Below are 19,886 nucleotides of genomic sequence, written 5' to 3'. Positions count from 1 at the left end.
AAATGATCCTGGTGTGCCCCAATTGCGCGACCCGCTATGTCGTGCCCGACAGCGCCGTAGGCTCCAATGGCCGCCAGGTCCGCTGCGCCGCCTGCAGGCATAGCTGGTTCCAGGAACCGACCACTCTGCCGGCACGCGAAGAGGTATCCGTCGCGGCCGCACCGGTGAGCGCTCCTGTCGAGGCGCCCGCACCACCGCCGCCTCCCCCGCCGCCGGAACCGGTGGTGTCCAAGGCCCCTGTTCCTGAACCGGAGCCGGAAGCCCCGGTTCAATCCGGCGAGATTCCCGAACCGGTGGCGCCGGAAACCGTGCCTCAAGCGGAAATCGCGACGCCCGATTATCGCTTCGACGACATCTATGCCGGCGCGCCGACCGATCCGACCGAGGAAAGCCCCTTTTCGGCGCCCGTGCCGGTCAAGCCGCGGCGCAACATGCTCAAACTCTGGACCTGGGCGGCGGGCGGTTTCTTCCTGATGGTCGCCGCCGCGGGCGGGGCGCTCTATTATTTCGGGCCGCCGAGCTGGATGGTGGCGATGGGCATCGTTCCCGAAGAGGGTGATCCCGACCTGCTTTTCTACCTGTCCAAGCCGGCCGAGCGCCGCAAACTGCCGACGGGCGAGGAATATTTCGCCTTCGGCGCGCGGATCGTGAACAGCGGCGCCCAGGCGCTGCCCGTGCCGCCCGTGCTGGTGCAGCTGCGCGACCGGCAGAACCGGCTGGTGTTCAGCTGGACTACCAAGGCCGACAAGACGCGGCTGAAGCCTGGCGAGGAAGCCTCGATCAACGAAAGCCGGATCGACATTCCGAAAAATGCCGAAAATCTTTCGCTGACCTTCGTGCAGTAACCCGATCGGTCAGGGGTAGCTGACCGTCTTGGGCCGCCCCTGCGGGATGGGAATAAATTCCTGATCGTCGCCGGGAATGAGGGGGAAGCGCATGGCGTCCCAATCCTCGCGCGCCTGCATCAACCGATCCTGAGTCGAGGACACGAAATTCCACCAGACATGGCGCGGCGAGGTGAAGGCTTCCCCGCCGCACAGCACGATGCGTCCGCCATCGACGCTCATCAAGGTGGCGGATGTGCCGGGGCGCAGGACGTAGAGCGTCTGCGGCGCGAGCAGCACCCCGTCGAGCGCGGCGTCCCCGCCCGAAACATACAGCGCGCGCTCGTCCGCCGACGGATCGATGGCGAGTCGGCCGCCGGGCGCCAGCTGGATATCGGCATAGATAGTCTGGGCATAGGTGGTGACGGGCGAGGTTTCGCCCCAGAGCGATCCCATGATGACGCGCGCGCGCGCCGCCCCGTCCTCGATCACCGGCAAGCCGCCTTCGCCGACATGCTCGAAGGCCGGGTCCATCTCCTCGAACCGGTCGGGCAAGGCCAGCCAGGTCTGGATGGCGGACAGTTTGGACGCCCTGGCGCGATCTTCCTCGGGCGAGCGCTCCGAATGGACGATGCCCTTGCCCGCCGTCATCAGATTGACCGCGCCCGGCTCGATCAACTGCTCGGTACCGAGCGAATCCCGGTGCATGAAAGCGCCTTCATACATATAGGTGACGGTCGCGAGATTGATGTGCGGGTGCGGCCGCACGTCTATGCCCTGCCCCGGCGCGATCCGCGCCGGCCCGGCCTGATCGAAGAAGATGAAGGGGCCGACCATTGTGCGCCCCTTCACCGGCAGCGAACGATGCACCTTGAAGTCGCCCAGATCATGGGTGGTGGGCGTGATCGTCTGGATGATGAAATCGTCGGGCGTCATCAGGCTTCACCGGGCGCGCGCGCCTTGACCGCGAGGGCGTGGACCTTGTCGCGCAGCAAGTCGGCCAGCGCGGCGTTGATCAGCCGCTGGCGCGCGACGCGATTCTGGCCGGTGAAGCGGTCCGACACCACCTCCACCGTGAAATGGCTCTCGCCCGAACCGTCATGGCCGGCATGGCCGCGATGCTTTTCGCTGTCGTCGATGACGGCGAGATGCTCCGGGTTCAGGGCGGCGCGCAGGCGCGCCTCGATTTCGATGGCAACGGGGCCTTTGAGGTCGGTGGTCATGCGCCCTATATAGGCTGCTTTGTCAGTCATTCCATCAGGACGATCTTGAGCAGCGATCCTTTCTCGACCCGACGTTTCAATCGTTTCCATGGCCGTGTGGAAAGCGACCGCCCCTGCGCTGTTCCGGGCTGCCGGGAGCCGGGCGAGTTCCGCGCGCCGCCGATGGAAGGCCAGCGGTCGAACCAGGACGGCCCGCGCTGGCGCTGGCTGTGCCTGGATCATGTGCGCGCCTTCAACCAGGGTTATAATTTCTTCACCGGCATGAGCCCGGAGGAAATCGCCGCCGCGCAGCGCCCCTATGCGGGCTGGGAACGGGAGACGCGCGCCTTCTCCTCCAACGCTGCGAGCTCGCCACCGCGCTGGGCCGATTTCGCCGATCCGCTTGACGCAATCGGAGCGAAATTCAGGGAACGGGTCGCCAAGGCGCGGGCCGACAATGAGATGCGACAGGACGGGAAGTTCCTGTCCCATGAGGACCGCCGGCAGATGGCGATCATGGAACTGCCGATCGATGCGGACCGCAAGGCCTTGCGCAGCCGCTACACTGAATTGCTGCGCCGCTATCACCCCGACCATAATGGCGGCGACCGCAGCCATGAAGGCAGGTTGCAAGGCGTGATCGAGGCTTATACGCATTTGCGCAAGGCGGAGGCCTTCGCCTGACGTCGCGCGCATCCGGGAAGGGTTGATCGTTCATGGGAGCAGCGCGCCTGCCCGTGGGTTTGCGCTGATCGGCAAGGATGCCAATTTGGCGGAATGGGCGGCTTGATCGTCGCAGGCACAGGCCCCACTCTATCGACACGCCCTTCGCTATTGGGTTAGGGCGAGAATGAATCGCAGAAAGTTGATGACCCGATGACCGAGATTTCGAACGTCCAGCCCGACACCCGATCCGAAACGCTGCTGGAAGCGCCCGACCGGGAGGTGGACGCACGCGAAGTCTTCGGCATCGACGTCGACATGAGGATTCCCGCCTTTTCGCAGGCCGATGAGCGCGTGCCCGACCTCGACCCCGCCTATGTGTTCGACCCGGACACCACGCTGGCGATCCTGGCGGGCTTCGCCCATAATCGCCGCGTCATGGTGCAGGGCTATCATGGCACCGGCAAGTCGAGCCATATCGAACAGGTGGCGGCGCGCCTGAAATGGCCGTGCATCCGCATCAACCTGGACGCGCATATTAGCCGTATCGATCTGGTCGGTCGCGACGCCATCGTCCTCAAGGACGGGCAGCAGGTGACGGAATTCCGCGAAGGCCTGCTCCCCTGGTCGTTGCAGCGGCCAGTCGCGCTGGTGTTCGACGAATATGACGCCGGCCGCCCGGACGTGATGTTCGTGATCCAGCGCGTGCTGGAGACGGACGGCAAGATGACCTTGCTCGACCAAAATCGCGTCATCCGGCCGAACCCGCATTTCCGCCTGTTCGCGACCGCCAACACGGTGGGTCTGGGCGACACGACCGGCCTTTATCATGGCACACAGCAGATCAACCAGGGCCAGATGGACCGCTGGAACCTGGTGGTGGCGCTCAACTACCTCCCCGCCGCGACCGAGGCGCAGGTGGTGCTGGCCAAGTCGGGCGAATATGACCATGAGGGCGGCCGCAAGGAAGTCGAGAATATGATCAAGGTGGCGGAACTGACCCGCCAGGGCTTCGTCAACGGCGACATCTCGACCGTCATGTCGCCCCGCACCGTGATCAGCTGGGCGCAGAATGCACTGATCTTCAAGAATGTCGGCTTCGCTTTCCGTTTGAGCTTCCTCAACAAGTGCGATGAGGCGGAACGGGCGCTGGTCGCCGAATATTATCAGCGCGTGTTCGGGAAGGATCTTCCCGAAAGCGTGGCGAGCCGGGCGAACTGAACGTTCGCCCTGCACCGACGGCAGGGAGACAAAGCATGATCGTCGTCGAACGGATCGACCCCAATGGCGGCACCGCGCACCGGATCAGCATCCGGGGCCATGAGATTGTTGCCGATATGTCGGCACCCGACGGCCATGATGCCGGACCGGACCCCCACGACCTGTATGATTCCGCCCTGGGCGCGTGCAAGGCCATGACCATGCTCTGGTATGCGCAGCGCAACGGTATCCCGGTCGAGAATATCCATGTCGGCGTGGTTCGCGACGCCAGCGAAGAGCGCAAGGGTGTCTACCGGCTGACCACACGCATTGCGCTGACCGGCCCGATGACCGACGAGCAGCATGACAGGCTGATCGCTGTCGCCGCCAAATGCCCGGTCCACAAGCTGATGAGCGAGGTCGAGACGCAGATCGAGACGATCGCGGTTCGCCAAGTGGGCGAACCGGAGCGGCCGTGAGCGAGCGGTCCCCCATCGACGCCTTCAAGGATGTGCTGTCCGGCGCCGCGCGCGCGATCACGCGAGATGCGGAAGTGGAGGTCGGCTTTTCCGCCGATACGCCCCATGCCGCCGGCAAGGCGATCAAAGTGCCCACGCCCGGCCGCGCCTTGCCCGCCGATCAGGTCGCGCTGGCGCGCGGTTTCGCCGACGCCTATGCACTGAAGCTGCGCCATCACAATGCCAAGGTCCATGCCGGTTCCGCGCCGGGTGAAGCCGTGGCGCGCGCCGTGTTCGACGCGGTCGAGCAGGCGCGGGTCGAGGCGATCGGCGCGCGGGCGATGGAAGGGGTGCGCGCCAACCTCAACCATGCGCTCGACCTGCGGCTGAAGTCCGACGCGATCCGCCGGGCGCGATCCGCCGACGAAGTGCCGCTGTCGACCGCGCTGGCGCTCAAGGTGCGCGAGCGGCTGACGGGGCAGGCCATCCCCAAGGACGCCGCGCCGGGCGTCGCCATGGTCGACCAGTGGATCGAGGACAAGGCCGGGAGCGATCTGGATGCGCTGGCGCTGGCGATCGACGACCAGCGCGCCTTTCAGAAGCTGACGACCGCCATGCTGGAGCATCTCCAGCTGATCGACGCCGATGTGCCGCCCGACACCGACGAACCCGAATCGCAGGATGAGGGCGAGGACGAGGAAGAGCAGCAGGAGGAAGGCGACAGCGGCCAGGACGAAGCCGGCGACAGCGACATGAACGCCGAGGCGCGCGCCGAGGACAAGGGCGGCGAGACCGAGGAAGGCGAAACCGACTATAGCGACGAGTTCGACGCCGACAGCGACGAAGGCGCGGGCGATATGGGCGAAGAAGGCATGATGCCGGTCCGGCCCAACCGGCCGATGTCCGATCTGCCGCCCGGCTTCGACTACAAGCCCTACACCGTCAAATATGACGAGATCGTCAGCCCCGAGGAGCTGTGCGACGAGGATGAGCTGGTGCGGCTGCGTGGCTTCCTCGACCAGCAATTGGTGAGCTTGCAGGGTGCCGTCACCAAACTCGCCAACCGCTTGCAGCGACGGCTGATGGCGCAGCAGTCGCGCAGTTGGGACTTCGACCAGGAGGAAGGGCTGCTCGACGCGGCGCGGCTGGCGCGGATCGTGATCGATCCGACGCGCTCGCTGTCCTACAAGATCGAGCGGGACACCGAGTTTCGCGATACCGTCGTCACGCTGCTGATCGACAATAGTGGATCGATGCGCGGGCGACCGATCAGCATCGCCGCGATCAGCGCCGACATCATGGCGCGCACGCTGGAGCGCTGCGGGGTGAAAACCGAGATATTGGGCTTCACCACGCGGGCGTGGAAGGGCGGGCAAGCGCGCGAGGAATGGCTCGCCGCCGGGCGTCCGCCTATGCCGGGGCGGCTCAACGACCTGCGCCATATCGTCTACAAGAAGGCCGACGATCCGTGGCGCCGGGCGCGCAAGAATCTGGGCCTGATGATGCGCGAGGGGCTGCTCAAGGAGAATATCGATGGCGAAGCGCTGCTCTGGGCGCACGCGCGGCTGATCGCGCGGCCGGAGGAAAGGCGCATCCTGATGGTGATTTCCGACGGCGCGCCGGTGGACGATTCCACCCTGTCGGTGAACAGCGGCACCTATCTGGAGCGGCATTTGCGGCAGGTGATCGACTGGATCGAGAACCGGTCGCCGGTGCAACTGGTGGCGATCGGCATCGGCCATGACGTCACCCGCTATTATCGCCGCGCCGTCACCATCATGGACGCCGAGCAACTGGGCGGAACGATGGTGGAACAGCTGGCCGGACTGTTCGATGAAGACTGACGGCGCGCCGACGGTTTTCGTCGAACGGGCATTGGTATGTGCTGGACAGCCTATGATGGTGCGCTTCTTCAAGCCTATTCAGAATCCAACCGGCGAATATAAATGTCGGTATGAGATTGACTGGCCGGAGAAAACCAAGGGCAGACACGCTCATGGCATCGACATGGTTCAGGCACTCTTACTCGCCATGCAGGTTGTTCATACCGAATTGCGTGAGAGCGATTACTACAAGCGCGGCGAATTGACCTATCTCGATGGAACGGACTTCGATTTGCCACCGGCCTTCGAGTTTGACGAATGAGCGTCGCCTTCCGTCGCGAGAGCGACGATGAGCATATGGAGCCGAAATTCAAGCTTCCGATCCCGCCCGGTCCCAATTGGGTGACGGCGCGCGGATTGCGGCTGACGCGCGAGAAGGTCGAGGCGCTGGAATCCGTCGATACCACCGGACAGGACGAGGAAAGGGCCAAGAAGCACAAGCGCGAGCTGCGCTACTGGCGCACGCGGCTGGCGACGGCGGAATTGCGACCGGCGGCCGATGGCGAGGCGGTCGCCTTCGGGACGCGCCTGACTTACCGGCTGAACAGGCAGGAAAGGACGATCGCGATCGTCGGCGATGACGAGGCCGATCCGCATGAAGGACGGATCAGCTTCTCCTCCCCTCTCGCCCGCGCGATGATGGACGCGGAAGTCGGCGAGACGGTCGATTTTGCCGGGAAGGTCGAGGCGGTGGAGATAGTGGCGATTGTGGTCGTCAGCGAGAATTGATCTTCATCGCCCCATGCCCCGTTCGCTTCGAGCCTAGTCGAGAAGCGGCTGGGACAATCCTCATGTTTCTCGACTTCGCTCGAAACGAACGGACGTTTTGACATAAGGAAAAGCTCACCAGTTTGCACCGGCAGGCTTTTTCCTTGGTCAAAAACGCGAATCAGGCGCCGCGCGCCGCCTCGAACAGGAACCAGGCGCGCTGTTCGGCCTGGTCGGTCCAGTCGTCGACAATGCCTTCGGTCGCATTGTCGCCCGCTTCGGTAGCCGCCGCCTTCACCGCGCGGAAGGTTTCGACCAGCGCTAGATTATCGTCGCGCAATTCCTTCAGCATGTCAGCCGGGTTGACGAAATCGGCGTCATTATCCTTGACCGTCTGGCGGCGGGCGATGTCGCCGATCGATCGCAGCGTCTCATTGCCGGTCTTGCGCACCCGCTCGGCGATCAGGTCGGTCACGGCCAAAATCTCGGTCGCCTGCTCGTCGAACATCAGATGATAGTCGCGGAAATGCGGGCCGGACACATGCCAGTGGAAATTCTTAGTCTTGAGATAGAGGGCATAGCTGTCCGCCAGTGCACCGTTGAGCGCATCGGCGACCGACTTGGTCGCGTTGCTCTTGAGGTCGGTCGGGGTCTTCAAATCGGGAGCAGTCATGCAATGTCCTCCTGTTCGGGAAACTGGTTTCGGACATATAATGGTCGCGCGGCAAGATGGTGCCATTTTTTCGTGGCGGAAATCCCGATCAGGATGATGAAAGCGCTCGATCAGAGCAGGCCCGTGGCGGAAAGCGCCATGATCGCGCCGGTGACGAGCAGCAGCGCGCCGCCGGTCCAGCGGATCGCCCGCAGCGGCAGCACCGCGAGCAGCCGGGCGCGGAGCAGCACGACAGGCACCAGCGCGACGATCATGCCGATCGCCCCGCCAATGCCCGCCAGCACCGGCTCTGCGGTGCGGACGGCTATCCCCAGGATCAGAAATTGCGGGCCGTCGCCGAAACCCAGAATGAAGAGGCCAAGAGCGGTGGTGAGGAAGGCGCCGGTCGGCCAGCCGTCGAGCGGGTCGGGCGGCGCGACGCGCCAGAGCAGGCCTGCGCCGAGGAAGAGAATGGCGAGCGCCAGGAAGAGCAGTCGCGCGTCGGCGCCCAGCATCGGACCGATCCATGCCCCCGCGGCGGCGGAGATGGCGGCATTGGCGATGGCGGCGACGATGATCCCGGCGATCACCGCGCCGTCGCGATTGTAACGCGCGGCGAGCGCGAGAACGAGCAACTGGCTCTTGTCGCCGATTTCGCCGAGCAGGCAACCGAGCAGGGCGATCAGCAGGGCGTCCATCGGCGCCGGGCGATCTCAGGCGCGGAACGGGACGGTCGCGGCCGACGCCGTATATGGACGCATCGGCAGAATCGCCCTGGCTGGCATTTCGGCGCCGATCGCATCCCGCAACAAATCCAGATAGGACAGGACCACTGGGCCAAGGCCATGGAGCGATAGGGCCGATTCGAGCGTGCCCGCGAGATTTTCCACGGCGTCGAGATGGAAGGCGCGAGCGATATGACGAATCTTGTCGACCTCGTCATGCAGACGCAGGACGGAAACATGGCCGCGCTGCCCCGCCAGCCCGTCGACCCTGTGCAGAAGGTCGGTCAAAATGGCTGAAATCGGATCGTGCCGCATGGAGAATCCCTCCTTTCCGTGATAGGCGAAGCTTAGGCATAGGAGGGTTAAAGGCGCGTAAAGCCTGGGCCAAGTCTTGACAGGAAGCCGAATCTGGCCCATGGGCGACCGCTGAAACGGGCGGTCCGCCACTCACCTATGGCGAGCCGCTTTATTTTTTACGCTATTTAAGACCAGGGAATAGGGCCATGGCCAAGCCGGCAACTGTCAAGATCCGCCTCGTCAGCTCGGCTGACACTGGCTTCTTCTACGTCACCAAGAAGAACCCGCGCACCAAGACCGAGAAGCTGAGCTTCCGCAAATATGACCCGGTCGCGCGCAAGCATGTCGAGTTCAAGGAAGCCAAGATCAAGTAAGCCGCTGCGGGCCGTGCGCCCGCGCGCCTGATCATCCGGCTTTCGGAACAAGTAAAAGGCCCGTCCCGCAAGGAACGGGCCTTTTGCTGTCGCCGGCTTCCTTTGCGAAGCAGAGGCCATGCGCGCGCATGGCCCCTTGTCCCCCCTCCCGCAGGCGGGAGGGGGGACTTCATCATCAGTTTCCGACCGGCTGAGCGTCGGTGCGGCGCACGACGATGGTCGAGGACCGCGGCTGCTGGCCCGACACCGGCCAGTTGCCCGTGGGATGCTGGATGTTGACGAAGAAGGTCTTGAGGTCCGGCGTATAGGCAAGGCCGGTGATCTCGCAGCCCAGCGGGCCGACCAGGAAGCGCTTCGACTGCTTGGTGGTCTGGTCGATGTAGAACATCGCATTATGGCCGAAGGCCTGGTCGATCGTGGTGCCGGAGAGGCCCGAATTGCCGGGCACGCTATGGTCGGTCTGAACCCACAGGCGACCCTTGGGGTCGATGCGGATGCCGTCAGGGCTGGAGAAGGTGTCGCCCTTGATATCGCCGACCAGGTTGGCGCCGCCTGGAGCGAGGTTCGGATCGCCCGCCTGCAGGAAGATTTCCCAGGTGAACTTCATGGCGAGCGGCGAATTGCCGTCTTCCTTGAACTTGATGATGTGACCATGCAGGTTGGTGACGCGCGGATTGGCGGCGTCGGTGACGCGGCGGCCGCTGTTGTTGGTCAGCGTCACGAAGATGGCGCTGTTGTCGGGCGCGACCGTGATCCATTCCGGACGGTCCATGACCGTGCCGCCGGCCACCCGCGCGGCGGAGATGGTGTTCACCAGCACTTCGGCCTGATTGTTGAAGTCGACCGTGGTCGGCGTCAGCGGCGTGGTGCTCTGGCTGGTATTGCCCGGATCGGAAGCGCCGACGGTCAGGCCATTCTGGCCATGCACCATCGCCCGCCATTCGCCGGTGCCGTCCGCGTTGAAGCGGGCGACGTAGAGCGTGCCATGGTCGAGCATGTCGGTGTTCGCCGCGCGGTTGCTGGCGTTGTAGGCCCGTTCACACACGAATTTGTAGATGCAGCCCGGCGTGCCGTCATGGCCCATGTAAAAGGCGACGCGACGGTCGCTGTTGGCCATAAAGGCGGTGTTTTCATGGTCAAAGCGGCCGAGCGCGGTGCGCTTGGTGGGGGCGGCCAGTTCCTGGTAAGGGTCGATTTCGACCACCCAGCCATAATTTTCGTCCGGCTGGGTCGGATCGAGATAATTGTCGGTCGACTCCTCGCAGGTGAGGTAGGTGCCCCAAGGGGTACGGCCAGACGAGCAGTTGTTCAGCATACCCTTGATCGTGCCCGACAGCAGGCCCGACGCCGGGCCGCTCGCCTTGTAGCTGCTGTTGCCGGTATAGCGCTTGTTGAAGCGCGATCCGGCCTTGACCGCCCATTTGCCGTCGGTGCCCTTAGCGATCTCGACGACGCCGATGCCGACCGCCGACAGCGCCAGCGCCTTCTGGTCCGCGGTCGCCGTAGCAGCGTTGTAGCTGCCCGACATCAGGATGTTGAAGTCGGGATATTCGAAATTGATCGCCAGCAGGCCGCCGCTGTTGGCGTCGACGCCCGACAGTTCGAAAAATTCCATGCCGTCATGATTGCCGCCGGCCCATTTTTCGGCATCCGCCGGGGTCGGATAGCTGCCCGAATAGGGCGTGCCAGCCTCGATCGAATCGCCCGCCTTGAGCAGCACGTCGACGGTGTAGCCCGTCGGTACGGTGACGGTGTCGTTCTGGTTGGCGGCGACCGCTGCGAAGTTGACCGCATAGCTGTCGGTCGGCGTCGGAGTGGGGGTCGGCGTCGGGGTCGGCGTCGGGCTGCTCGAATCATCGTCATCGTCGCAGGCGGCGAGCGCACCCAGCATGGGCAGGATCGACAGGCCCAGCAGGCCGTTTTTCAGAACGGTGCGGCGCGCGGGATTGGCGGCAACGATCGCTTCCAGGCTATTGTCGCCAAGTTCGATGGTGGGCTGCGCGTCGCGATAGAGCGCGCGCGCCTCGTCGGTCAGGTGAGACATGGATTACTACCCCTGTGATCAGGCTGTCGGCAGGGCGCCGCGCCTTGGCGCAGGGGGGTGGCAGAACGACATGACGCCACCCCTTCCAAACGAAGTCATTGCGATGAAAGCGTAATGACAAACCTGTGACGAAACTTTCGCGTCTGTTACAGCAGCGCGTTCACCTGTTCGATAAAGCGGAGAACCGAGATCGGCTTCGACACATAGGCGTCCGCGCCGGCGCCCCGTATCCGTTCCTCATCGCCCTTTCCGGCATAGGCGGTGACCGCCATGATCGGCACGGATGACAGCCGCTCGTCGGCCTTCAGTGAAAGAATGAGGTCATAGCCACTGACATGGGGCAGATGAATGTCGGTGATGACCAGGTCGGGCAGGAAGTCGCGCGCCTGGGCCAGCACATCCCGGCCGTCGCGCAACGGGAGCACTTCATGCCCATGGGCACGCAGCAGATCGCAAAAAAGTTTGAGATTGAGTTCGTTGTCCTCGACAACGAGCACGCGCTTTGCCACCAGTCACCCGCAATTCACCTGTGAAGCGAGCCCCCGATCGCTTCCCCGCCAAAGGCTTATCATGCGACCCGACAGCCCGAATCGCAAGCCGGATAGCAGCAAAGATCCCGCCATGCTGGCATTGCTGGCGCTGGGATGGACATTGGCCGACGCGACGCGGGCGGACCGGCTGCTGGCGCTGACCGGGCTGGACGCGGACGCATTGCGCGCGGGCGTGGACAATCCCGCCATTTTGGGCGCCGTGCTTGGCTTTCTGGCGGACCATGAGCCCGACCTGATCGCCTGCGCCGCGGCGATCGACACCAGCCCCGCCGCGCTGATCGCGGCGCAGGAGAGCCTGAGCCGATGACCCGCCCCTTGATCATCACCGACTGCGACGAAGTGCTGCTGCACATGGTCGTGCCCTTCCGCCAGTGGCTGGATGAGACGCATGACGTGCATTTCGACATGTATGACCGCCATTTCGGCGAGGCGTTGCGGCACAAGGACAGCGGCATCGTGCTGGAGCGCGAACTGGTCTGGTCGCTCCTCGTCGCGTTTTTCGATACGGAAATGCACCGGCAGGCACCGATCGTCGGCGCGGTGGCGGCACTGGGGCGGCTGTCGCGGATCGCCGACGTCATGGTGCTGACCAATATCGGCGAGCGGCATCATTGCGCGCGAGTCGAGCAACTGGCCGCCCACGGTCTCGACCTCCCGGTGCAATGGAATCAGGGCGGCAAGGGCCGTCCGATCGCCCGCATCCTCGCCGAGCGGCAGCCGAGCGTCGCCCTGTTCATCGACGATCTGGCCGAGCATCATGCGTCGGCCGCGGAACATGCGCCCGGCATCTGGCGGCTGCACATGGTCGGCGAGCCGGAAATAGCGCCCGGCGTTCCCGCCGCCGCCCATGCCCATGCCCGGATCGACGATTGGGCGCAGGCCGAGCACTGGATCGCGGCGCGGCTGGCCGATGGTCCCGCCCCCTCTACTCTTCCCATGATGGAGCCACAGCATGAGCATTGACGCCCGCCTCGCCGAACTCGGCATCACTCTGCCTCAGGCCGCCGCGCCGGTCGCCGCCTATGTGCCGACGGTGGAGGCCAACGGCCTTCTGCATATCAGCGGGCAGATCGCGCTGGCCCCCGACGGGCTGATGACCGGCCGCCTCGGCGAAGACCGGGATCTGGATTATGGCATTGCCGCCGCACGGATGTGCGGCCTCAACCTCATCGCGCAGATGAAAGCGGCGCTGGGCAGCCTCGACCGGGTCGAGCGGATCGTGAAGTTGGGCGCCTTCATCACCAGCGCGCCGACCTTCACCGACCAGCCCAAGGTCGCCAATGGCGCATCCGAACTGATGGTCGAAGTCTTCGGCGATGCCGGCAAACATGCCCGCAGCGCCGTGGGCGTGCCGGCGCTGCCGCTGGGCGCGGTGGTCGAAATCGACGCGGTTGTCCTTGTCAGGCCGCAGGCCTGACGATTTGCTCGCGTCCGGCCGGAAGCCTGATTTTCTGACGGCTTGCCCCTTCGCCCACCGTGGGTTGCACGGGGGCCGACCGCATGGGCCGGGGGCGAGCGAAAATGGCATGGCGGCGTTCGACGCCGCCATCGCCGGCGGATTCGGGATCGAATGCGATGTGCGAGCGAGCCGGGACGGCGTAGCCTTCGTCTTTCACGACGCCGATCTGACGCGGATGACGGGGAGGGCCGAAGCGGTCACGGCGCTGGAAAGCGTCGCGCTTGACGGCATCGCTCTGCCGGATGGCGACCAAATTCCTCGCCTTTCCTCATTGTTGGCGCGCTGCGACGATACGGTGCCACTGCTCATCGAGATCAAGGCGGACGGCCGCCATGTCGCGGACCTGTGCAGCGCGGTTGCCCGCGAACTGACTGGCCGGTCGGCCGCGCCGGTAGCCGTCATGTCCTTCAACCCGCACGCGATGCGCTGGTTCGCGCGTCATCAGCCCCGGCAGGTGCGCGGACTGGTGGTAACGCAGCAGGGCAAGGCTCCGTTGCGCGGGAGAATCGAGCGCGCCCTTGCACTTTGGCTGGCAAAACCCGATTTTCTGGCCTGTGACATTCGCGACCTGCCATCTCCCTTTGCCACCCATGCCCGCCGACGGGGCCTGCCCGTGCTGACATGGACCGTGCGCAGCGCGGAAGAGCGCACCCGCGCGGCGCGCCATGCCGACCAGATCATCTTCGAGCGCCCGCGTGACTGAGGTGGTTGCGCGGATCGCGGCGGGCGTGGCCGACCTGCCCAGGGAGGAATGGAACGCCTGCGCAGGAACGGACAATCCCTTCGTCTGCTGGGATTTCTTGGTAGCGCTGGAACGATCGGGGAGCGTGGGGGAAACGAGCGGCTGGCAACCCCTGCCCCTGGTGATCGACGATGCCGATGGGCGGATCGCCGCCGCCGCGCCGCTCTATGCCAAGAGTCACAGCCAGGGCGAATATGTGTTCGACCATGGCTGGGCCGACGCCTGGGAACGGGCGGGCGGGCGCTATTATCCCAAGATCCAGATCGCCGCTCCCTTTTCTCCCGTTCCCGGTCCTCGGTTGCTGCTGCGCGATACCGATACGGCACCCGCACTGATTGCGGGGATCGAGACGCTGGTGAAGCGCAACGGCCTGTCTTCGGCCCATGCGACCTTTGTCGATCCGAAGCAGGTGCCGCTGTTCGAAGCCGCGGGCTGGCTGATCCGCGAGGACAGCCAGTTCCACTGGACCAACCATGCCTATGGCAGTTTCGAAGATTTCCTCGCCGACCTTTCCAGCGAGAAGCGCAAAAATATCCGCAAGGAGCGGCGGCGCGCGGTGGAGGGGTTGGAAATCATTCACATTACCGGCGGCGACCTGACCGAAGCGCATTGGGATATCTTCTGGGATTTCTATCAGGACACCGGCGCACGCAAATGGGGACGGCCCTATCTGACCCGCGCCTTCTTCTCGATCCTGGGCGAGACGATGGCGGATCGGGTGCTGCTGATGCTGGCGCTGCGCGATGGACGGCCGATCGCGGGCGCGCTCAACCTGATCGGCGCGGACACGCTTTACGGCCGCTATTGGGGATGCTCCGAAGACGTCCCCAACTTGCATTTCGAGCTATGCTATTATCAGGCGATCGACATCGCCATCGCGCGGGGCTTGCACAGGGTGGAGGCCGGGGCGCAGGGCGGGCACAAGCTGGCGCGGGGCTATGCGCCCGAGCCGACCTGGTCGGCGCATTATATACCCAATTCCGGTTTCAGGCGCGCTGTGGCCAACTTTCTGTCCGCCGAACGAATCGATGTGCAACGCGACCGGCAATGGCTGGCCGAGCGGACGCCATTCCGGAAAGGCGGTTAGCTCAGGCCGCGCGCAACTGCGTCGCGGCGAGGATGGCGCGGGCCTGGCGCTGGGCCTCGGCAATCTCGCGCGCGGTCATTTCCCCGGCAATCTCGGCACGTAGGGACTGGCCTTCCTCACTGCCGCGCAGCGCGGCAAGATTGAACCATTTATGCGCTTCGACCAGGTCGATCGGCAGGTCGCCGATACCGCAGCTATAGGCTACGCCCAGGTCAAAACAGTCTTCCGCCGATCCACCCGCCGCCCGCGACAGGCGGGCCTCCATCAGAAATTGTGCGCTCTTGATGCCGTTGCCCATGATATCGATCCCTGTTCCCGACTAACTCAATGGATGACCCTTTGGTTTTTCATGGGATGCAGCTTGGCCCGGCAGGCGATAAAAAATGGTTAACATCGTGGTAGGGATGTATTTCTCGGACCGCCGCGACGGCATCACCCCCCCGATGGCTGGCTTCGAGGCGATAAGGGCTGGTATCGCCACGCCATAGTCCGCATAGGCCCAGCATGTCCCGAACCACCTCTCCTGCCACTCATCAGCCTGCCAAGGATATCGGCTTCCGCGAGTTCGTGCTGCTGTGCGCCTGCCTGATGGCGATGAACGCGCTGTCGACCGATCCGATGCTGCCCGCGCTGCCGGCGATCAGCCATGACCTTGCGATCCCGCATCCCAACGACCGGCAATTGATCATCAGCCTCTATTTTGTCGGCCTGGGAATGGGATCGCTCCTGTTCGGTGTGCTGTCCGACCGATTCGGTCGCAAGCAGGTGCTGGGCTGCTCGATGCTGCTGTTCATCATCTCGTCCGCCGCCTGCGCTGCGGCGTCCAGCTTCGCCATGCTGCTGGTCAGCCGGGTCTGCGCGGGTTTCTTCGCCGGGGCGAGCAGGGTCGTCACCGTCGGCATCGTGCGCGACCGCTTCAAAGGCGACGCCATGGCGCGGGTCATGTCGCTGATCTTCGCAGTCTTCATGCTGATCCCGGTGATGGCGCCCAGCTTCGGCCAAGCCATATTGTGGATTGCGCCGTGGCGCTGGATCTTCTGGGCGCTCACCATCCAGGCCGGTCTGATCCTGCTATGGATGGCGCTGCGTATGCCTGAAACACTGAAGCCCGAAAACCGAATGCGAATCACGCCGCGCGCCCTGCTCGGCACCATCGGCACGATCATGCGCACGCGCAGTTCGATCGGCTATATGCTGGCGAGCGGCGTGGTGATGGGCGGTCTCATCGGCTTCATCCTGTCGATCCAGCAGATCTTCTTCGACGTGTTTCAGGCCCAGGCCTTTTTCCCGATCGCCTTTGCCTTGATCGCCGGATCGATGGGCGTGGGCAGCCTGGTCAACAGCCGGCTCGTCTCGCGTTTCGGCGCGCGACGGTTAAGCCAGGGCGCGCTGCTGGTCTTCATCGCTATCGCCCTGATCCATTTGCTTGTGATCCTGGCGGGCCGGGAAACGATCGTCACATTCATGCTGCTCCAGGCGATGACGATGCTGACCATCGCCTTCACCGGCTCCAATTTCAGCGCCATTTCGATGGAGCCCTTTTCCAGGGGCGCGGGTATCGCCTCCTCCTTCCAGGCTTTTCTGACGACGGCCCTGTCGAGCGCGCTCGGCAGCATTGTCGGTCGGGCCTTTAACGGCACGACGCTTCCTTTGACAGTAGGGCTTCTGGTGTGCGGCGCGTTGGCCTTCCTGATCCTGATCTGGGCGGAGCGCGGCAAACTCTTCACCCGGCCCCATCATGGGGCGCTGCGTGAGGCCGATTTCGACGCGATCCACTGAGCGAACGGGACATGAAAAAGGGGCGGTTTCCCGCCCCCTTCGTGGTTCATGCGTCCTGCCCGCCCGGCGTGTGGGCGCCGGGGAGCGGCGGCACCGGCTGCGGCGGGATGCCCGGCGCTTCCTCCGCCACATCCACCACGCCACGGCCGACATGGCTGCGACTGCGGCTATAGGCGAAATAGACAACGAGACCGACAGTCGCCCAACCGACGAACATCAGCTTGGTTTCGACGCCCAGGCTCCAGAAGAGATAGGCGCAGCCAGCGATCGCGATCGGCGCCGTGATGTTCACCGCCGGGGTGCGGAACGGACGGGCGCGGCCCGCATCGGTCCTGCGCAGCACCATCACCGCGATCGACACGGCTGCGAAGGCGAAAAGGGTGCCCGAGTTGGAAATGTCCGCCAATATGCCGACCGGGAAAAAGGCGGCGAACAAAGCGACGAAGATGCCGGTCAGGATGGTGATGACGTGCGGCGTCCTGTAGGTCGGATGCACCTTCGAGAACATCGCGGGCAGCAGGCCGTCGCGGCTCATGACGAAGAAGATGCGGGTCTGGCCGAACATCATCATCAGGATGACCGACGGCAGCGCGAGGCCGGCGGCAAGGCCTAGCAGATTGCCGATCTGCGGCCAGCCGATTTCGCGCAGCGTCCAGGCCAACGCCTCCTTCGAGCAGGTGACGGCTTCGGTGCCGGCAGCGGCGAGCGCGGCGCACTGCTGCGATAGGGCGGTCGAGCCGGGTGCGAGCGCTTCGCCAGCCGGGCCATAGACCGGCTGGGCGCCGACCGTGCCGATGACGCCGGCGGCGACCAGCATGTAGAAGATGGTGCAGATGCCCAGCGAGCCGATCAGGCCGATCGGCATGTTGCGCTGGGGATTCTTCGTTTCCTCCGCCGCGGTCGAAACCGCGTCGAAGCCGACATAGGCGAAGAAGATCGAAGCGGCGGCCGCTGAAATGCCCGAGAAGCCGAGCGGAGCGAAGGGTGTGAAGCCCTTCATGTTCATCACCGGCAGCGACAGGATGATGAAGAGCGTAAGCGCCGACACCTTGATCGCGACCAGAACGGCATTGACCGTGGCACTCTCCTTGGTGCCGATCACCAGCAGCCAGGTGACGAGCGACGCGATCAGCATCGCCGGCAGGTTGACCATGCCGCCATCGAACGGCCCGCGCGTCAGCAGATCGGGTATGTCAAGGTGGAACGTATGTTCGATGAGACCGACGACATAGCCGGACCAGCCCACCGACACGGCGCCGGCGGCCACCGCATATTCCAGGATCAGTGCCCAGCCGACCATCCAGGCGATGAGTTCGCCCATCACGGCATAGCTATAGGTATAGGCGGAACCCGAAACGGGCACCATGGCGGCCATTTCGGCATAGCAGAGCGCGGCGACCGCGCAAACGAAACCGGCGATGACGAAGGACAGCATCATGCCCGGTCCCGCCTTTTGCGCGGCTTCGGCCGTCAGCACGAAAATGCCGGTGCCGATCACGGCGCCGATGCCCAGCATGGTCAGCTGGAACGCCCCCAGCGAACGATGCAGCGATTTCTTCTCCGCCGTCGCCAAAATGGCGTCGAGAGGCTTTACGCGCCCGAATATCATGAAGACCTCTATTCCCTTAGCCCGGCACGCCACCGGACGCACCCCTTTTGCTTATGGGAGGAGGAGACTATCGCCTAATCCGGCGCGCGCAAGTATGTTGCGCGGCGATGACATGAAAGTGGAAAGGATCGGCGTGGTCGAACTGCTCAAGGCGCGGATGCTCGGGACTATGCCGCACGGTTTTGCCGGGCGGAAGGGCGGCGAGTCGACTGGCCTTTACGCCGGGCTCAATGTCGGGCTGGGGTCGGACGACGATCGCGCCGCCATATTGCGCAACCGCGACCTGGCGCGCGATGCGGTGCTGGCCGATGCCAAACTTGTAACGGTGCGGCAGATCCATTCGGCAGATGCGGTGACGGTGACGCAGGCCTTTGCCGAAGAAGAACGACCGTACGCGGATGCGCTGGTTACGGATCGGCCGGGCCTGTTGCTTGGCATATTGACGGCCGATTGCGTGCCGGTGCTGTTTGCCGATGCTGAAGCCGGAGTCGTCGGAGCCGCTCATGCGGGCTGGAAGGGCGCGATTGGCGGTGTGACCGATGCGACGCTGACAGCAATGGAAAGCCTGGGCGCACGGCGCGACCGGATGGCCTGCGCGATCGGTCCATGCATCGGACGGTCTTCTTATGAGGTGACGGAAGCTTTCGCACACCCCTTCGAGGAAGCGGATGGGGAGAATGTGCGTTTCTTTTCGATAGGCCGGCCCGGCCATCTGCAGTTCGACATAGCAGGTTATGTCGCGTCCCGTTTGGCGGTGGCCGGCGTCGGGCGCGTGGAGATGCTGGACGAGGATACATATGGCCAGCCAGACCGCTTCTTCAGCTATCGCCGGTCCTGTCATCTGGGCGAACCGGGCTATGGCCGTCAGATCTCGATGATCGGCCTGCCGGCATGAGAGCGGGCGAGCGCATGGCGCGGGCAATAAAAAACCCGCCTGGAAGGGCGGGTATTGCTGAAATCGATGTTGGTTGCGGGGGTAGGATTTGAACCTACGACCTTCAGGTTATGAGCCTGACGAGCTACCGGGCTGCTCCACCCCGCGCCAATATGCCGCTTCTGTATGGAAGCGTGTTTGCGAATGGGTTTTTTTTGCAACAGAGCGCGAGCTTCAATGCCTGGCGACGCCCTACTCTTCCGGGGCTTGAGCCACAGTACCATCGGCGCAGACAGGTTTCACGGCCGAGTTCGGGATGGGATCGGGTGGGTCACTGACGCTATGGTCACCAAGCAATGGAGCTGGCGCTTTGTTGGGTAAATCGATGTCCGTGCACATGCGCATTTTACTTGAAAAATGCGCTGGAAAACAACTGTTACGGACGCATTTTACTTGGAAAATGTGTCAGCAAAACAACTGTTTGGATATATCTTGGCTGGCTTAACGACCGCCATGTTTCGACAGGTTTTTCAAGGCTGTCGTTGATGGTGGGACTCTGCGGTTCTCGAGTGAGAACCGTTTAAGCGCGAACAGAGCAATTAGGATCGGTTAGCTCCATGCGTTACCGCACTTCCACATCCGACCTATCAACGTCGTGGTCTACGACGGCTCGATGAAATCTTATCTTGAGGGAGGCTTCCCGCTTAGATGCTTTCAGCGGTTATCCCGTCCATGCATAGCTACCCTGCTGCGCC

General features: G+C 64.0%; 24 protein-coding genes, 1 tRNA gene and 2 rRNA genes. 15 read left to right on the top strand and 12 right to left on the bottom strand.

The genetic code is table 11. The features are described 5' to 3' along the window. Positions 1 to 2: 2 nt before the first annotated feature. Positions 3 to 845 (top strand): zinc-ribbon domain-containing protein, encoded by an 843-nt coding sequence (locus tag AC58EF_RS00135; RefSeq protein ID WP_497273635.1) that lies wholly within the window; start codon positions 3 to 5, stop codon positions 843 to 845. A gap of 9 nt (positions 846 to 854) precedes the next feature. Here the strand turns inward: AC58EF_RS00135 and AC58EF_RS00130 are convergent, their stop codons facing one another. Both AC58EF_RS00130 and AC58EF_RS00125 read right to left on the bottom strand, forming a co-directional pair. Further along, complete coding sequence (locus tag AC58EF_RS00130) at positions 855 to 1,760, bottom strand: pirin family protein (RefSeq protein WP_497273634.1); 906 nt, start codon at positions 1,758 to 1,760, stop codon at positions 855 to 857. Further along, positions 1,760 to 2,047, bottom strand: coding sequence for a BolA family protein (locus AC58EF_RS00125; protein ID WP_497274151.1), 288 nt, complete (start codon positions 2,045 to 2,047; stop codon positions 1,760 to 1,762). Before AC58EF_RS00125 ends, AC58EF_RS00130 begins: the two co-directional genes overlap by 1 nt. A 45-nt stretch (positions 2,048 to 2,092) precedes the next feature. Between AC58EF_RS00125 and AC58EF_RS00120 the strand changes: the two genes are divergently transcribed. The 6 genes from AC58EF_RS00120 (at position 2,093) to AC58EF_RS00095 (ending at position 6,959) form a co-directional block, all read left to right on the top strand. After that, positions 2,093 to 2,710 carry a J domain-containing protein gene (locus AC58EF_RS00120; protein WP_497273633.1) on the top strand — a complete coding sequence of 206 codons (618 nt, stop codon included), beginning with the start codon at positions 2,093 to 2,095 and terminating at the stop codon, positions 2,708 to 2,710. A gap of 192 nt (positions 2,711 to 2,902) precedes the next feature. Then, on the top strand, positions 2,903 to 3,910 hold the full coding sequence (gene cobS, locus AC58EF_RS00115) for a cobaltochelatase subunit CobS (RefSeq protein WP_497273632.1): 1,008 nt from the start codon (positions 2,903 to 2,905) through the stop codon (positions 3,908 to 3,910). A 35-nt stretch (positions 3,911 to 3,945) separates the two neighbouring features. Continuing rightward, the gene (locus AC58EF_RS00110; RefSeq protein ID WP_497273631.1) at positions 3,946 to 4,368 is read left to right on the top strand and encodes an OsmC family protein; all 423 of its coding nucleotides are present in this window, start codon (positions 3,946 to 3,948) and stop codon (positions 4,366 to 4,368) included. Then, a complete protein-coding gene (gene cobT / locus AC58EF_RS00105; RefSeq protein WP_497273630.1) occupies positions 4,365 to 6,191 on the top strand; it encodes a cobaltochelatase subunit CobT in 1,827 nt (608 codons plus the stop codon). The genes AC58EF_RS00110 and cobT overlap by 4 nt, the downstream gene beginning before the upstream one ends. Further along, positions 6,181 to 6,492, top strand: a complete 312-nt coding sequence (locus AC58EF_RS00100) for a DUF6968 family protein (RefSeq protein WP_497273629.1) — start codon at positions 6,181 to 6,183, stop codon at positions 6,490 to 6,492. The genes cobT and AC58EF_RS00100 overlap by 11 nt, the downstream gene beginning before the upstream one ends. After that, positions 6,489 to 6,959 (top strand): GreA/GreB family elongation factor, encoded by a 471-nt coding sequence (locus tag AC58EF_RS00095; RefSeq protein WP_497273628.1) that lies wholly within the window; start codon positions 6,489 to 6,491, stop codon positions 6,957 to 6,959. The genes AC58EF_RS00100 and AC58EF_RS00095 overlap by 4 nt, the downstream gene beginning before the upstream one ends. A 160-nt stretch (positions 6,960 to 7,119) precedes the next feature. Here AC58EF_RS00095 and AC58EF_RS00090 read toward each other — a convergent pair whose 3' ends face one another. From AC58EF_RS00090 to AC58EF_RS00080, 3 genes are all read right to left on the bottom strand, one after another. Then, positions 7,120 to 7,611 (bottom strand): Dps family protein, encoded by a 492-nt coding sequence (locus AC58EF_RS00090; protein WP_497273627.1) that lies wholly within the window; start codon positions 7,609 to 7,611, stop codon positions 7,120 to 7,122. A 110-nt stretch (positions 7,612 to 7,721) separates the two neighbouring features. After that, positions 7,722 to 8,288, bottom strand: coding sequence for a TMEM165/GDT1 family protein (locus AC58EF_RS00085; RefSeq protein WP_497273626.1), 567 nt, complete (start codon positions 8,286 to 8,288; stop codon positions 7,722 to 7,724). A 15-nt stretch (positions 8,289 to 8,303) separates the two neighbouring features. Next, on the bottom strand, positions 8,304 to 8,630 hold the full coding sequence (locus AC58EF_RS00080) for a hypothetical protein (protein WP_497273625.1): 327 nt from the start codon (positions 8,628 to 8,630) through the stop codon (positions 8,304 to 8,306). 188 nt (positions 8,631 to 8,818) lie between these two features. Here AC58EF_RS00080 and rpmG point away from each other — a divergent pair, with 188 nt between their 5' ends. After that, positions 8,819 to 8,986 (top strand): 50S ribosomal protein L33, encoded by a 168-nt coding sequence (rpmG, locus tag AC58EF_RS00075; protein ID WP_021226203.1) that lies wholly within the window; start codon positions 8,819 to 8,821, stop codon positions 8,984 to 8,986. A gap of 175 nt (positions 8,987 to 9,161) precedes the next feature. Here the strand turns inward: rpmG and AC58EF_RS00070 are convergent, their stop codons facing one another. Both AC58EF_RS00070 and AC58EF_RS00065 read right to left on the bottom strand, forming a co-directional pair. Then, entirely contained in the window at positions 9,162 to 11,030 is a 1,869-nt protein-coding gene (locus AC58EF_RS00070) for a PhoX family protein (protein WP_497273624.1), read from the bottom strand. Between the two features lie 146 nt (positions 11,031 to 11,176). Next, positions 11,177 to 11,539: a response regulator gene (locus AC58EF_RS00065; protein ID WP_497273623.1), complete on the bottom strand. Its 363-nt coding sequence runs from the start codon at positions 11,537 to 11,539 to the stop codon at positions 11,177 to 11,179. A gap of 61 nt (positions 11,540 to 11,600) precedes the next feature. On the opposite strand from AC58EF_RS00065, the gene AC58EF_RS00060 reads away from it, so the two are divergent. From AC58EF_RS00060 to AC58EF_RS00040, 5 genes are all read left to right on the top strand, one after another. Beyond that, a complete protein-coding gene (locus AC58EF_RS00060) occupies positions 11,601 to 11,888 on the top strand; it encodes a DUF3572 family protein (RefSeq protein WP_497273622.1) in 288 nt (95 codons plus the stop codon). Beyond that, entirely contained in the window at positions 11,885 to 12,544 is a 660-nt protein-coding gene (locus AC58EF_RS00055) for an HAD family hydrolase (RefSeq protein ID WP_497273621.1), read from the top strand. Before AC58EF_RS00060 ends, AC58EF_RS00055 begins: the two co-directional genes overlap by 4 nt. Then, positions 12,534 to 12,998 (top strand): RidA family protein, encoded by a 465-nt coding sequence (locus AC58EF_RS00050; RefSeq protein WP_497273620.1) that lies wholly within the window; start codon positions 12,534 to 12,536, stop codon positions 12,996 to 12,998. Before AC58EF_RS00055 ends, AC58EF_RS00050 begins: the two co-directional genes overlap by 11 nt. A gap of 109 nt (positions 12,999 to 13,107) precedes the next feature. Further along, the gene (locus AC58EF_RS00045; protein ID WP_497273619.1) at positions 13,108 to 13,743 is read left to right on the top strand and encodes a glycerophosphodiester phosphodiesterase family protein; all 636 of its coding nucleotides are present in this window, start codon (positions 13,108 to 13,110) and stop codon (positions 13,741 to 13,743) included. Then, positions 13,736 to 14,869, top strand: coding sequence for a GNAT family N-acetyltransferase (locus AC58EF_RS00040; protein ID WP_497273618.1), 1,134 nt, complete (start codon positions 13,736 to 13,738; stop codon positions 14,867 to 14,869). Before AC58EF_RS00045 ends, AC58EF_RS00040 begins: the two co-directional genes overlap by 8 nt. 1 nt (position 14,870) lies before the next feature. On the opposite strand, the gene AC58EF_RS00035 is transcribed toward AC58EF_RS00040, so the two are convergent. Next, a complete protein-coding gene (locus AC58EF_RS00035; protein WP_497273617.1) occupies positions 14,871 to 15,167 on the bottom strand; it encodes a hypothetical protein in 297 nt (98 codons plus the stop codon). Positions 15,168 to 15,373: 206 nt separating this feature from the next. Here AC58EF_RS00035 and AC58EF_RS00030 point away from each other — a divergent pair, with 206 nt between their 5' ends. Further along, entirely contained in the window at positions 15,374 to 16,648 is a 1,275-nt protein-coding gene (locus tag AC58EF_RS00030; RefSeq protein ID WP_497273616.1) for a multidrug effflux MFS transporter, read from the top strand. Between the two features lie 46 nt (positions 16,649 to 16,694). Here AC58EF_RS00030 and AC58EF_RS00025 read toward each other — a convergent pair whose 3' ends face one another. Beyond that, on the bottom strand, positions 16,695 to 18,257 hold the full coding sequence (locus AC58EF_RS00025) for an amino acid permease (RefSeq protein WP_497273615.1): 1,563 nt from the start codon (positions 18,255 to 18,257) through the stop codon (positions 16,695 to 16,697). A gap of 133 nt (positions 18,258 to 18,390) precedes the next feature. Between AC58EF_RS00025 and pgeF the strand changes: the two genes are divergently transcribed. Beyond that, positions 18,391 to 19,152 carry a peptidoglycan editing factor PgeF gene (pgeF, locus tag AC58EF_RS00020; protein WP_497274149.1) on the top strand — a complete coding sequence of 254 codons (762 nt, stop codon included), beginning with the start codon at positions 18,391 to 18,393 and terminating at the stop codon, positions 19,150 to 19,152. A 70-nt stretch (positions 19,153 to 19,222) separates the two neighbouring features. Here the strand turns inward: pgeF and AC58EF_RS00015 are convergent. The 3 genes from AC58EF_RS00015 to AC58EF_RS00005 form a co-directional block, all read right to left on the bottom strand. Continuing rightward, positions 19,223 to 19,299, bottom strand: a tRNA-Met gene (locus AC58EF_RS00015). Between the two features lie 71 nt (positions 19,300 to 19,370). Next, a 5S ribosomal RNA gene (gene rrf, locus AC58EF_RS00010) occupies positions 19,371 to 19,485 on the bottom strand. Positions 19,486 to 19,711: 226 nt separating this feature from the next. Beyond that, positions 19,712 to 19,886: ribosomal RNA gene (locus AC58EF_RS00005) — 23S ribosomal RNA — on the bottom strand; the annotation flags it as partial.

The sequence above is a fragment of the Sphingobium sp. WR1 genome, assembly GCF_059693745.1.
The sequence above is the reverse complement of the archived record's forward strand: the minus strand, read 5'-3'. Positions and strand labels throughout refer to the sequence as shown.